7 protein-coding genes are annotated in these 14558 nt (G+C 69.4%); 3 read left to right on the forward strand and 4 right to left on the reverse strand.

What is annotated here, in order from left to right; translation table 11 throughout:
* Positions 1-8 precede the first annotated feature (8 nt).
* Genes Acy02nite_RS30730 through Acy02nite_RS30740 form a run of 3 tightly spaced genes read right to left on the reverse strand, consistent with a single transcriptional unit; the run spans position 9 to position 3069 of the window.
* Positions 9-752: an SDR family oxidoreductase gene (locus Acy02nite_RS30730; protein ID WP_203747543.1), complete on the reverse strand. Its 744-nt coding sequence runs from the start codon at positions 750-752 to the stop codon at positions 9-11.
* Positions 749-1549, reverse strand: a complete 801-nt coding sequence (kduI, locus tag Acy02nite_RS30735) for a 5-dehydro-4-deoxy-D-glucuronate isomerase (protein ID WP_203747547.1) — start codon at positions 1547-1549, stop codon at positions 749-751. The genes Acy02nite_RS30730 and kduI overlap by 4 nt, the downstream gene beginning before the upstream one ends.
* 17 nt (positions 1550-1566) lie before the next feature.
* Positions 1567-3069 carry a sodium:solute symporter family protein gene (locus Acy02nite_RS30740; RefSeq protein ID WP_203747550.1) on the reverse strand — a complete coding sequence of 501 codons (1503 nt, stop codon included), beginning with the start codon at positions 3067-3069 and terminating at the stop codon, positions 1567-1569.
* A 184-nt stretch (positions 3070-3253) separates the two neighbouring features.
* On the opposite strand from Acy02nite_RS30740, the gene Acy02nite_RS30745 reads away from it, so the two are divergent.
* The 3 genes from Acy02nite_RS30745 (at position 3254) to Acy02nite_RS30755 (ending at position 12037) form a co-directional block, all read left to right on the forward strand.
* A complete protein-coding gene (locus tag Acy02nite_RS30745) occupies positions 3254-3448 on the forward strand; it encodes a tautomerase family protein (RefSeq protein WP_203747553.1) in 195 nt (64 codons plus the stop codon).
* Between the two features lie 119 nt (positions 3449-3567).
* On the forward strand, positions 3568-6504 hold the full coding sequence (locus tag Acy02nite_RS30750; RefSeq protein ID WP_239175364.1) for a transglycosylase domain-containing protein: 2937 nt from the start codon (positions 3568-3570) through the stop codon (positions 6502-6504).
* A 181-nt stretch (positions 6505-6685) separates the two neighbouring features.
* Positions 6686-12037 carry a GH92 family glycosyl hydrolase gene (locus Acy02nite_RS30755; protein ID WP_203747571.1) on the forward strand — a complete coding sequence of 1784 codons (5352 nt, stop codon included), beginning with the start codon at positions 6686-6688 and terminating at the stop codon, positions 12035-12037.
* Positions 12038-12119: 82 nt separating this feature from the next.
* On the opposite strand, the gene Acy02nite_RS30760 is transcribed toward Acy02nite_RS30755, so the two are convergent.
* Positions 12120-14495 (reverse strand): tetratricopeptide repeat protein, encoded by a 2376-nt coding sequence (locus Acy02nite_RS30760; RefSeq protein ID WP_203747574.1) that lies wholly within the window; start codon positions 14493-14495, stop codon positions 12120-12122.
* Positions 14496-14558 lie beyond the last annotated feature (63 nt).

The raw sequence follows: 14558 nt of genomic DNA on the forward strand, positions 1-14558 counted from the left end.
TAACGGCACTATCGGGTGAGCCAGCCGCCGTCGACGGCAAGCACGTGACCGTTGACGTAGTCGGCGGCGGGAGAGGCGAGGAAGACGACAGCGCCGGCGATGTCCTCCGGGCGGCCCCAGCGGCCGGCCGGGATTCGCGAGCGGATGTCCGCCTCGCGGACCGGGTCGGCGCGCAGCGGTTCGGTGTTGGCCGTCTCGACGTACCCGGGCGCGACGGCGTTGACCTGCACCCCGTGGGCGGCCCATTCGTTGGCCAGCGCTTTCGTCAGCCCGGCCACGCCGTGCTTGGCGGCGGTGTAGCCGGGCACGTTGAGACCGCCCTGGAAGGACAGCATCGACGCGATCGAGATGATCTTGCCGTGGCCGCGGGCGAGCATGCCGGCGCCGATCGTGCGGCTCAGCACGAACACCGCGTCCAGGTCGACGCCGAGCACGGCCCGCCAGTCGTCGAGCGAGTGCTCGGCGGCCGGCGCGCGCCGGATGATCCCCGCGTTGTTGACCAGGATGTCCACCTCGGGCAGGTCGGCCACCGCCGCGGGGATGCCGTCGACGTCGGACAGGTCGAAAACCCATCGGGTGGTCCGGGCTCCGGCCTCCGCGACCTCTTTGTCCACCTCATCGAGATCGGCCGTACGGCCGTGGAGCACCAGGTCCGCGCCGGCGCGCGCGAGTGCCACGGCGACCGCCCGGCCGATCCCGCTCCGCGAGCCGGTGACCAGGGCGGTCCGCCCGTGCAGGTCGAACGAGGTCACCGCAGGTCACCGATCGCGACGGGCTCCACGTCGTCGTACGCCTGGTTCTCCCCGCCCATCGCCCAGACGAACGCGTAGCTGCGGGTGCCGAAACCGCAGTGCACCGACCAGTACGGCGAGATCACCGCCTGCTCGGGCGCGACGATCAGGTTGCGGGTCGCGTCCGGGCGGCCCATCAGGTGCACCACCCGATCGGTCTCGGGCAGGTCGAAGTAGAAGTAGACCTCGGTGCGCCGCTCGTGGGTGTGGCACGGCATCGTGTTCCACATGCTGCCCGGTTCCAGCACGGTGACCCCGAGCACGAGCTGGCAGCTCTGGATCCCCTTGAGGTGGATGAACTTGTAGATGGTCCGCTCGTTGGAGCCCTCGGCCGAGCCCAGGCGCACCGGCTCGGCGTCGTCGAGGGTGGCCTTGACCGTCGGGTGGCTGGTGTGCGCGGGCGTGGAGACGAGGTAGAACCGGCCGTCGAAGCTGACCTGCCGGGCGCCGCGCCCGACGTAGAGCACCTCCTTGGCGGCCAGCTCGAAGCGCTCGCCGTCGACGGTCACGGCGCCCGGGCCGCCGACGTTGACCACGCCCAGTTCGCGCCGCTGCAGGAAGAACTCCGAGCGCAGCGCGTCCGGGCAGGGCAGCTCCGCGGGGCCGGCCACGCCGCCCACCACGATGCGGTCCTCGTGCGAGTAGGTCAGTCGCACCTCGCCGGGCGCGAACAGGTCCTCCACCAGGAAACGGTCGCGCAGTCGCCCGGTGTCCATGCTCGTCAGTTGATCCGGCGCCGTGGCGGGTCGGGTGTCCATCCGTACTCTCTCTCTGTTCAGGAACTGGTGGTTACCGGCGTGGTGTCGCCGGCCGGGTCGGAGTCGAGCGAGTCGACCATGGCGTCGCGGTCGGGGGTGCGCTCGGGCCGGAGCAGACCGATCGCCACGTAGAGGACGAGCGAGGTGACCAGCGGGACGCCGACCACCATGGTCTGGCTGGTCTCGTCCAGGATCCACTTCACCACGACCCAGACGCCGAGGCCGGCCGCCCACGAGACGATCGCCGCGGTGGGCCCGCTGCGCCGGAACCAGGGAAGCAGCCCCAGCATCAGCGGGATCGAGATCGGCCCCATGGTCGCGGCGACCAGGTCGACGACGATCTTCAGGACCACGCCCTGGCCCTCGGTGCTGATCGCGATCACCATGCTGATCACCACGAAGACGAACGTGGTGACCCGGGCGAAGGTCAGCTCGGCCCGCTCGCTCAGGGTGCGCATCGCACGGACCAGGACCGGCGCGATGTCCCGGGTGATCACCGACGAGATCACGTTGGCGTCCGAGGAGACCATCGCCATGGTGTGCGAGAAGAAGCCGGCCAGGACCAGGCCGATCAGGCCGGACGGCAGCAGCGTCTTGGCCAGTTCGACGTAGGCCTGCTCGGGGTTGGCCAGGCCGGGCACGATCAGCGGCGCGGCGAACATCGGCAGGAACAGGACCAGCGGCCAGACCAGCCACAGCCCGCTGGAGAGCAGCGCGGAGCGTTTGGCCGCCGAGCCGGACGGCGCGGCCATGTAGCGCTGCGCCAGGTTCCACATGCCTCCGTTGTACTCGAAGGTCTTGATGAAGAGCAGGGCCAGGAAGAACGTCAGCGTGTACGGCCCGGCGAACGGATCGCCGTGCCCGCGTGGCAGCTCGTCCCACATGGTCCACAGGGTGGAGAAGCCACCGAGGTGACCGAGGAACGCGAAGAACATCGCGATGCCGGCCACCGCCTGGATGACGAACTGGCCGAAGTCGGTCAGCACGTCGGCCCAGAGCCCGCCGAGCGTGATGTAGACGAGTGTGACCGCGCCGGTGAGCAGGATGCCCCAGACGATGGGCACACCGGCGAAGCCGCGCAGCAGCACCGCGATCGCCACCCACTTGGCCGCGATGTCGACGACCTTGAGCAGCGCGCCGCTGTAGGCGAGGGCCTGCTGGGTGGGCACGTTGTACCGCTTGGCCAGGTACTCCAGGGGTGAGGCGACGCCGTGCTTGGAACGCAGCCGGTTCCAGCGGGCCGCGAAGACGAAGGCGCCGATGCCGACGCCGATGCCGATCGTGAGGGCCCACCAGACGTACATGGCAAGGCCGTAGTTGTAGGCGACGGCCGCGAAGGCCACGAACATGACGGCGCTGTACCCGGACATATGGTGCGAGATCCCGGACAGCCACCAGGGAATCATGCCCCTCGCGGTGAAGAAGTCGGCGACGTTGTGGACGCGGCTCTTGGCCCACAGGCCGATAGCGACCATCACCAGGAAGTATCCGGCGATGACGAACCAGTCGAGTGTGGTCATGTGTCCTCCCTCCGGTGTGACGCGGGTTACAGGAGTCGATGCGTAGCCAGATGTTCCGTTACACGGAACGCGCTGTCAATACATGGAACACAGTGAAGATAATCCATGCAAGGGGGTTGACCGTGTTCTATGTACCGGGACAATGTTCCTGTCAGTGGAATCGAGGCGGAATCGTGGAGGGGTCATGCCCAACATCACTGTGGAGCTGTTGTCCGGCCGCACGCTGGATCAGCGCCGGGAGTTCGCGGAGGCGGTGACTGCGGCGGCGGTCGACATCCTCAAGGCGCGGCGGGCGGCGGTGCGGATCCGCTTCGACGAGATCGAGCGGGAGGACGTCGCCAACGGCGGCACCCTGGAGTCCGACCGAAGTGCGACATAAATCATCGTGATTGCGTGCAACCCGCGGAAACCGCTGGTCAACACGCCGGAAATCGCGTGATCACGTGGTGACGCAGGATTACATACCACATAGTCCGGTTCATCGACGTCTATGCGGGTGTGCAGGATGAATCCCCCGAGCAACTGGACCCGACCGAGCCGCCGGAAGCCGTAACGCCGGACGAGCCGGCAGAGCCCAAGGAACCGGCAGAGCCCAAGGAACCGGCAGAGCCCAAGGAACCGGCAGAGCTCAAGGAGCCGGCAGAGCTCAAGGAGCCGGCAGAGCTCAAGGAGCCGGCAGAGCTCAAGGAGCCGGAAGAGCTCAAGGAGCCGGAAGAGCCGGAGCAGCCGGCCGGGAAGCGCCCCGGCCGCTGGCGCCGGATCGTCGCCACGGCAGCGGCCGTGTCGGCGTTCTGGGTGGCCGGCGGCCTCGGCGCGGCCGAGGCCTACGTCGAGTCCGTCCCGGTGCCCGGCGCGGTGCCCCAGCCACAGGCGTCGGTCCTCTACTACCGCGACGGCCGGACCATCCTGGCCCGGGTCGGCGCGACCGACCACAACGACGTGCCCCTGTCGGCGATCTCGCCGGACCTGCGCCAGGCCGTGCTGCTCGCCGAGGACCGCGACTTCTACGGCCACGCCGGGCTGTCGATCCGCGGGGTGGCGCGGGCGGTGGTCGCCGACGTGAGCGGCAGCCGTCAGGGCGCGTCGACGATCACCCAGCAGTACGCGCGGAACGCCTTCCTGAGCCAGCGCGTCACCGTGGACCGCAAGATCCAGGAGATGGCGCTCGCACTCAACCTGGAGCGGCAGTACGGCAAGGACGACATCCTCGCCAAGTACCTGAACACGATCTATTACGGACGGGGCGCCTACGGGATCGCGGCCGCCGCGAACGCGTACTTCGGGGTCACCCCGGACCGGCTGGACTTCGCGCAGGGCATGGTGCTCGCCGCGGTCATCAAGGACCCGTGGGCGTACGACCCGGACCACGACCCCACGGCCGCCCGGCGCCGCTGGAACTGGATCTTCGCGACCGCCCGGGACGCCGGCCTGATCGACCCGGCCACGGTGACGTACCCGAAGGTCCGCCCGGCCGGCTCGGCGATCGGCGGCCCGCTCGGGCTCGTCGTCGACCAGGTCGAGCGGGAGCTCGGCACCCGCGGCATCACCTCGCAGCAGCTGCACACCCAGGGCCTGAAGGTGGTCACCACGCTCGACCAGGCGGCTCAGCAGTCCGCGGTGGGCTCGGTGAAGAAGGCGCTGACCGGTCAACCGGCCGGGCTGCAGGCGGCCCTGGTCGCGCTCGACCCGTCGACCGGCGGGGTGCGGGCCTACTACGGCGGCGAGCACGGCAGCGGCTACTTCGACAACGCGGCGGCCCTGCACCCCGCGGCGTCGACGTTCAAGTCGATCGTGCTGGCCGCGGCGCTGGCCAAGGGCATCGCGTACCGGTCCCGCTGGGACGGCAGCTCACCCCGGCTCTTCCCGGACCGCGGAGTGCCGCTGCGCAACCACAATGACCTGCAGTGCCCCGAGTGCACCCTGCAGCGCGCGATGGTCGACTCGCTGAACACCCCGTTCTACGCGGTGACCGCGCAGATCGGGCCGGCGAAGGTGCGGGACATGGCCGTACGCCTGGGCATCCCGGATCGCTATGCCGGGCAGAAGTCGCTGGTTGACGTCAAGGGCGACCCGGCGCCGGGCAAGACACGCGGCGACATCTCCCTCGGGCGGTACCCGGTCGTCCCCGGTGACCTGGCCAGCGTCTACGCGACGCTGGCCGGCAACGGGGTCCGCCACCAGCGGCACTTCGTGCAGTCGGTGGCCGGTGCGGACGGCTCCGGGTACACCACCCCGGACGTCGCCACCACCGCGGTCGACCCGAAGATCGCCGCCGACGTCACCACCGTCCTGCAGGGCGTGGTGCAGGGGCACGGCATCGTGCCGGGGCGCCCGGCGGCCGGCAAGACCGGCACCCAGCAGTACCGCGACACGATGGACAACCAGGACGCCTGGATGGCCGGGTACACCCCCGAGCTGGCCAGCGTGGTCTGGATCGGCAAGGCGAAACCGGGGCCGCTGCGCGACGCGAGGAACAAGCCCATCGAGGGCGACACCATGCCGTCCTACCTCTGGCGCGACTTCACCGAGGGTGCTCTGCGGGGCACCCCGGTCACGCCGCTGCCCGGGCCCGCGCACGTCGGCCGGGCCGACGCCGGCGACTTCGGCAAGACCGCTCCGAAGGCCAAGAGCCCGGACACGGTGGCGAACCTGCACGCCGCCGCGGCCGGATACGAGCCGGTGGTGCACACCGAGCACAGCGGCAAGCGGCTCGCGCTGACCTTCGACGACGGCCCGTCCGCGGACACCCCGGCCGTGCTGGACCTGCTCGCGCAGTACCACGTCAAGGCCACGTTCTGCGTGGTCGGCGAGAACGTGACCTGGTACCCGGAGCTGGTCCGGCGGATCGTCGCCGAGGGGCACCGGCTGTGCAACCACTCGATGCACCACGACGACCTGGGCATCGTCCCGGAGGCGAAGAGCCGGGCGGACATCCTCGCGGCGGACGCGGCGATCGCCGCGGCGGCGCCGGGGGCCACGGTGCCGTACTTCCGCGCGCCGTACGGCGATTTCGGGCCCTCGGCGAAGGCCGGCGGGAAGCTCGGGCACACCCCGCTCGGCTGGGTCGTCGACCCGGACGACTGGCTGCTGCCGGGCGCCGGCGTGATCGCGTCGCGGATCAAGCAGCAGCTCACGCCGCGGGCGGTGGTGCTCGTCCACGACGGCGGCGGTGAGCGCAAGCAGACCGTCGACGCGCTGCGCACGCTGATCCCCGAGCTGATCGCCGACGGCTGGACGTTCGACTTCCCGCAGACGACGGTGGCCGGCAAGCCGCTGGCCGGTCCGTCGCCGAGCGCGTCCAGCCCGCAGCCACAGCCGGAGTCATCGTCGGTGTCGCCGTCCCCGTCGAACTCGGCGTCGCCGTCCGGCTCGGTGTCCCCTGCTCCGTCGGACGTCGCGACCAGCGCGACGCCGGAGATCAGCAGTACTCCCTGAGCTTTACTCCCGTCGGCGCCGGGCAGCGGTTCGCTGCCCGGCGCCGCTATTTCCGGTATTGGTAAGGATTGTTTCCGCAGCATTTCGAGCAACGTCTTGACAACGTTGTCAGTGCGGGTTGAAGCTGGCGATCTCTGATCAGCAGGGCGTCCACTATGCACCTCCTCCGCTTGGAGTCCGCATGCAGTTCTCCCGCTCGCCCCGACGGTGGTCAGCCGTCGCCGGCGTGCTTCTTCTCCCGGTCGGTCTGACCGCCGCTCCCACCCCCGCGAACGCCGCGCCGAAAGCCGGCGACTTCGCCTCCTCGTTCGAGTCCGCGGACCAGCAGCCCGCGGCCAGCACCACCGAGCTCGACGCGAACGGCAAGCCGATCCAGGGCAACCTGACCGGCTCGATCCGGACCGGGCTGCCCGGCAGCGTCCTCGACAAGGTCACCGAGGTGACCGCCAGCGCCGAGAACGCGCCGAACGAGGTGGCGCTCAAGCTCAAGGACGGCGACTCGTCGACCAAGTGGCTGGCGTTCAGCCCGACCGGCTGGGTCACCTACCGGCTCGCCGCTCCCGTGACCGTCGTCAAGTACTCGCTGACCTCGGCGAACGACGCGGCCAGCCGGGACCCGAAGGACTTCGCGATCCAGGGCTCCGCCGACGGGCAGACGTGGACCGACCTGGACAAGCGGACCGGCCAGAGCTTCGGCGGCCGCTTCGCGACGAACACCTACACCTTCAAGAACACCAGCGCGTACGCGTTCTACCGGCTGAACATCACCGCGAACTCCGGTGACTCGCTGGTGCAGCTGGCCGACTGGGACCTCAGCGACGGCACCGACGTCACGCCGCCGGCGACCCCGATGGTCACCGTGACCGGCACCGGCCCGTCGCGCGGCTCCAACGCCAAGCCGGGCGCCGGGTTCACCGGGCTCGCCTCGCTGCGCTACGCCGGTGCGGCCGTGGGCGACGGACGCTCGTACGCCAGCAATCGGCTCTTCGACGTGAACATCCCGGTCGGGCCGGCGTCGAGGCTGAGCTACAAGATCTTCCCCGAGCTCACGGCCGAGGACCTGCAGTACCCGTCGACCTTCGTGTCGCTCGACCTGCACTTCACCGACGGCACCTACCTGAGCAAGCGGTCCGCGGCCGACCAGCACGGCAACGCGCTGACGCCGGCCGGGCAGGGCACGTCGAAGGTGCTCTTCGCCGACGAGTGGAACGCGGTGCAGGCCGACCTGGGCAAGGTCGCGAACGGCAAGACGATCGACCGGATCCTGCTCGCCTACGACAACGCGGGCGCGAAGGCGGCCACCCGTTTCCAGGGCTGGATCGACGACGTCGCCGTCACCGGCACGCCCGCCGCGATCGACGGCTCGGCGCTGACCAACTACGTCGACACGCGGCGCGGCACTAACGCGTCCGGTGGCTTCTCCCGCGGCAACAACCTGCCCCTGGCGGCGGTGCCGAACGGCTTCAACTTCCTGACGCCGGTCACCGACGCCACGTCGGACTCGTGGGAGTACGTCTACCACCGCGACAACAACGCGGCGAACCTGCCGACCCTGCAGGGCCTCGCGATCTCGCACGAGCCCAGCCCGTGGATGGGTGACCGCAACCAGATGTCGGTCATGCCGGTCCCGGCCGGTGGCAACCTCACCGGCGCGCCGGGCACCCGCGCGCTGGCGTTCAGCCACGCCGACGAGACCGCCCGCCCCGACCTCTACTCGGTGCGGACGCAGAACGGCCTGGTCGCGCGGATGACCCCGACCGACCACGGCGGCGTCGCCGACTTCACGTTCCCGGCCGGCTCGGCCACCGGCAGCGTGGTGTTCCAGAACGGCACGTTCACGATCGCGGCCGACGGCACCGTCACCGGCTGGGTCGACAACGGCAGCGGGCTCTCCGCGGGCCGCAGCCGGATGTTCTACGCCGGCACGTTCGACCGCGCGCCCACCGCCACCGCGGCGGCCTCGGCCACCTTCGACACGGCGGCGGCCCCGACCGTGACGCTGCGGTTCGCGACCTCGTTCATCTCGGCCGACCAGGCGAAGAAGAACCTCGGCCTGGAGGTCACCGGCAAGACGTTCGACCAGATCCACGCGGCGGCCACCGCGGCGTGGAAGGACCGGCTCGGCCGGATCGAGGTCAAGGGCGCCACCGAGACGCAGCTGGTCACGCTCTACTCCAACCTGTACCGGCTGAACCTCTACCCGAACTCGCAGTCGGAGAACACCGGCACCGCTGCCGCGCCGCACTGGCAGTACGCGAGCCCGGTCTCGGCGCCGACCGGCACGTCCACGCCGACGACCACCGGCGCGAAGCTGGTCGACGGCCAGATCTACGTCAACAACGGGTTCTGGGACACCTACCGGACCGTGTGGCCGGCGTACTCGCTGCTCTACCCGGACGTCGCCGCCAAGCTCGCCGACGGGTTCGTCCAGCAGTACCGGGACGGCGGCTGGATCGCCCGCTGGTCCTCGCCCGGTTACGCCGACCTGATGACCGGCACCAGCGCCGACGTGGCGCTCGCCGAGGCGTACCTGAACGGGGTCAAGCTGCCCGACCCGCTCGGCGCGTACGACGCCGCGGTCAAGGATGCCACCGTCGCCTCCGGGCGCAGCGCGGTCGGCCGCAAGGGCATCGAGACCTCGCTGTTCCTCGGCTACACGCCGACCACCACCGGCGAGTCGGTGTCCTGGGCCCTGGAAGGGTTCATCAACGACTACGGCCTGGGCAACATGGCGGCCGCGCTGGCCAAGGACCCGGCCACGCCGAAGACGCGGATCGGGCAGCTCAAGGAGGAGTCGCAGTACTTCCTGGAGCGGGCCCGCAACTACGTCAACATGTTCGACCCCAAGACCGAGTTCTTCCAGGGCCGGCAGGCCAACGGCACGTTCCTCGACGGCGACCCGCTCGACTGGGGCGGCGTCTACACCGAGACCGACGGCTGGAACTACGCGTTCACCGCGCAGCAGGACGGGCAGGGCCTGGCCAACCTGTACGGCGGCCGCAAGCAGCTGGAGAACAAGCTCGACCAGTTCTTCGCCACCCCGGAGAAGGCCGACCACCCCGGTGGGTACGGCGGCACGATCCACGAGATGCTGGAGGCCCGGGCCGTACGCCTCGGCCAGCTCGGCATGAGCAACCAGCCCTCGCACCACATCCCGTACATGTACGACTACACCGGCGTCCCGTCCAAGACGCAGGCGATCGTGCGGGAGATCATGCAGCGGCTCTACGTGGGCAGCGAGATCGGCCAGGGTTACCTGGGCGACGAGGACAACGGCGAGATGTCGTCGTGGTACATCCTCAGCGCGCTCGGCCTCTACCCGCTGCAGAACGGCTCGTCCAGCTGGGCGATCGGCTCGCCGCAGTTCGAGCAGATGACCGTGCACCGCACCACCGGCGACATCGTGGTCAAGGCGTACGACAACAGCGTCAAGAACGTCTACGTCCAGTACGCCCGGCTCAACGGCAAGGACCAGAAGAAGGTCTCGATCGACTCGTCCGTCCTGAAGAAGGGCGGCACGATCGAGTTCGTCATGGGCCCGAAGCCGTCGTCGTGGTTCACCGGCAAGAACGAGGTGCCGGACTCGCTGACCAAGGGCAACGACGTGCCCAAGCCGCTGCAGGACGTCACCGGCCCCGGCCTGGGCACCGCCACCACCGACGGCGGCCAGGACGCGGCGAAGCTGTTCGACGACTCGTCGTCCACGCAGCTGACCTTCGCCTCCGGCACCCCGCAGATCGACTGGACGTTCCGCGGTGGTGAGCAGGCGCCGACCTACTACACCCTCACCTCGGGGGCCAAGGCCGGCGACCCGTCCGACTGGACGCTGGAGGGCTCCGCCGACGGCATCACCTGGACCACCCTGGACAAGCGCAAGAACCAGGTGTTCGCGTGGCGCAACCAGACCCGGCCGTTCGAGGTCGACCATCCCGGCCGGTTCACCCGGTTCCGCCTGGTCGTGACGAAGACGACCGGTGCGGCGCAGGCCGGCCTGGCCGAGATCGAGCTGCTCGCCGGTGGCGACGTCCAGCTCGGGGGAGGCTCGGTCACGGTCTCCGGCGCGACGAACGTGGCGGCCCGCTCGGGCGCCGCGGTGTCGGTGCCGCTGGCCACGGTCACCGGCGGCACCGCGGCGGACTACCAGGCCACCGTCGACTGGGGTGACGGGACGCCGGCCACCACCGGCGTCACGACGCTCAGCTCGCGCGCGGTCTACGGCGTGAGCGGCTCCCACACGTACGCGAAGCCCGGCTTCTACCAGGCGTCGGTCACCGTGACCGACGGCGACGGGCAGGACTCGGCGACCGTCGGCGTGAACGTCTCCTACGCACCGCAGGGTGGCCTGACCGCCGCGTTCGACACCGTCTGCATCGGTGACGACGGGGTGCTCGGCGCCAACTGCGACGCGAAGAACTGGGCCTACTCCCGGACCGCGCTGGCAGCGGCCGGCCTCACCCAGGGCAAGCGGGCCGTCGTGCCCGGGACCGCGCTCGGCTTCACCCTGCCGGCGACCCCGGCCGGGCAGCCGGACAACGCCACCGGCAACGGCAGGACGATCGCGCTGAACCTGCCCGCCGACGCGAAGAGCATCTCCTTCATCGGCACCGGCACCCAGGGCAACCAGAGCACGACGGGCACCGCGACGTTCAGTGACGGCAGCACGGCGAGCGTCCCGATCCAGTTCACCGACTGGACCATGGGCGCGAACCCGAACGCGACGCCGGCCTACGGCAACGTCATCGTCGCCAAGTCGGCGTACCGGCTGCGCGGCACGGACACCGACGGCGCGGTGCCGTTCCTGTTCGCCACCGCCCCGTACCAGATCCCGGCGGGCAAGACGCTCGTCTCGGTGACCCTTCCCACCCAGACCGGCGACCCCGGCTCGGCGGGACGCATCCACGTCTTCGCGATCGCCGACGACGGCACGCCGCGGCCGGAGCTGGCGCTGACCGCGCCCGCGGGCCAGACCGCGACCGCCGGCACGGAGTTCGCCGCGAAGCTCGGCACGGCCACCGGCGCCCAGCACGCCACCGCCCAGTGGGGTGACGGCACCGTGCCCTCCGACGCGGTGATCGACTCCTCCGGGGCGATCAGCGGGACGCACACGTACGCCCAGCCGGGCACCTACACCGTGCACGTCACGGCGTGGGACGCGAACGCCGGCAGCACCGTCACGTTCACCGTGACCGTGGCCAAGGGCGCGGCCACCGCCACGGCCAGCACCGTCGACCTCAGCGCGAAGCAGGCCGCGCCGGCGTACCAGCCGGAGGCCAAGCTCTCGGTCACCCAGGGACCGCGGGCCACGGCGATCACCGTCGACGGCTCCGGGTTCGCGCCGAACGAGACGGTGACCGGCACGTTCGGGCCGGGCCTGGCAGTGACCACGCTGCACGCCAACGCGGACGGGGTCGTCTCCGGCGAGACCGTCAGCGTTCCGGGGGCGGCGACGCCGGGCACGACCGGCGTGACGCTGACCGGCGCCGACTCGGGCGCCAAGATCCAGCTGCCCTTCACCGTCACCCCGGGCAACTGATCCCGCGGTGATCCCCGCCCGCTGGTGGGCCGGTCTCGAACAGGGCCGGCTCGCCAGCGGGTTGCTTCTCGGGTGGTAAAGGTCAGAAGCGAGCCGGTTTTCCGTCCGGTCGTAAGCCGTAACGTTGCAGCGTGGCCGCCTCCTGCGGCCTTCCCTGTTCCACCAGAAATCTGATCAGCTCGACATCAGCATCAAGGACACCTGCGGTGATCGACTCCCGCAGGAATGTCTCGCACTCTCTCGCGCGATGGTCCGCAACGAACATCTCCACGAGGGTTCGAAGAGCCATGGGATCGTCATGGTGTACTGCCTCACGGAGTACTTCCTGTGTCTCTTCCCTGCGTCCGCTGTCGCGCAGCCGTTGAGTGAGCAGGTCACGACTCATGACATCGCCGAGTGCGGCGCCCTGCCTCAGCACGGCCTCCGCCTCGTCGGCGCGTTCCGCCGCGATCAAGAAGAGGGCCAGCGCGTGACGGGAATCTGATTCGCCCGCCGCGATCGCGTCCCTGAGTGTCGCCTCTGCGGCCGCATCATGCCCCCAAACCCGGAGACGGGAGGCAAGAGCCTGCCGCGCGCCATCGTCTTCTGCGTCGACCGCCGCACGCAGCCACTGCTCGGCTTCCTCGTGACGATTCTGCTGTTCCAGAAGGTTTGCCAGCATGGGCCGGGCTTCGCTCGGCAGGTCCGTCAGATGCTTTCGTAATTGTTCCTCGGCCTCTGCCGTCCGACCAAGATGCAACAGGCCTCTGATGAGAAAGGCGAGTGCGGCCGGCGATCCCGCGGCCAGAGCACGCCGGAGGAATTTCTGCGCTTCCTCGTGCCGGCCACGATGTTGAAGCAGGAGTCCCAGGTCCAATGCCGCTTCGGGATCGCCCTGTTTGGCGTTGTGCCGGAGCAGCACCTCAGACCCTTCGTCACCTTCCGAGGCGGACTGTGCCAATCTCCACGAAGGGCTTCCGATGGTTGGATCGGGCTCCCCCCGAAGGCTGGCGATGGCTCTTGTCACGAAGTCGCCGGCTATTCCGGGATCTGCCGGTAGTCTCTCGAGGTCAGCAATCCTGCCTTGTTGGTGCAAGAGTTGCGCCAGCATGAGAGAAGCGTATTCCGAGCCCTGGGCCATCGCGCCTCGAAACAGAGTCTCGGCCTCGGGCAGGAGCATTCGCCGATGAGCTTGCTTCCCGACTTCGGTGCGTTCGTCGGCTGACATGTCGGCGGCGGCATAGGCAGCCCAGGCCTCGATCGGTGGCATGTGCATCCGGCGAGAACGGGCTCCGGTCTGTACAAGGAAGTCCGCGACCTCATAGCCGTCGATCCGGCTCATGACCGATCCGACCGGAACAAGGGCTCTGGCCGCGCCGTGCAACAGTCTTGTTGCGTATTCGACGGCAGTCTCGAACCAATCCGCCGGGGCGGTCGCGCGCTGCGTCAAGGTCAGGTAACCCGGGGCCGCGGCCTTCAACAGCTCGCCGGACAGTAAGCTGCGTATCCCCAGCCGACGGGCATCCACCGCTGCGGTGATCACTGCCCGGCCGTAAACGTCGGTGCCTGATTGCCATCGGCTCACCAGAGCTGGGGCGGCAGCAAGGGCCTGCGTTACGCCGAACTCCGAGTGCAATGACGTGGCGATCCGGTCGTCGACGTCGCCGGCATCCACCGCGCGTTGCCTTTCCGCGGCCGAGAAATGTTCAGCGACCCAGATCTTCTTCCCCATCTCCACGATCTGCTGATAACCGCGGACGGTCTCCACCTCGTCGCTCGGCGGTGAGGCGAACCGTTCGTAGACCGAGGGCCATAGCGTGGCGATCACGACCACGGGGTCTCGGGCATGAATGAGCTTTCTGACGGTCGCCGGTTGCAGACCGTCAAGAAAGTAGCGCTGCAGCTCGTCCAGCCAGATCACGGTCCGGCCGATCGGATCCTCGGCGAATGAGGCGAGCTCGTTGGAGTTCGTAGGGTGCAGCAACCACCAGTCCGGGAGTTCAGCCGAGACCGCTTCATAGGCGCAACGCGTCTTGCCGACCGACGAACTGCCCACCAGCATCACAAAACAACCGGTGTCGCCAGCGCCGTCACGGATACGCCGCCGGAGGTCGGCGTCCAGATCGCGGGGGATGTACTGCGGCAGGTCACCGCCGCACTCGGACGAGTCGATCGCAGGGTGCACGCCGAGTGTGCCCGGATCCGTCTCGCGGACTCTCCGTGCAGCCGGGAAACGGCTAGGACGAGGTGATGCTGCTCGTTCCCGGGCCGCGATCCAGGCTTCCTTCTCCTTCTTGTCGACCCCGTACTTGTCCAGGAAACGGCTCAAGGAATGCGGGGTGGGAAGGGCCTTGCCCGTACACATGTCGCTCTCAGTGCTCAGCGAAAGCCGACCTGCCGTAGAGACGACCGGACGCTTACGAACAGCGTTCAAAGCTTCGGCCAGGTCCGCGGGTGTCTGCACCTGGTTCAGTTCCATGTGACCTCTCGCTGTCCGACGGTCGCTCCGGAGCCACCGGACAAGATTACGGCGTGACCGGGT

Source organism: Actinoplanes cyaneus, from assembly GCF_016862095.1.
In the GTDB taxonomy this organism is placed as follows: Bacteria; Actinomycetota; Actinomycetes; order Mycobacteriales; family Micromonosporaceae; genus Actinoplanes; species Actinoplanes cyaneus.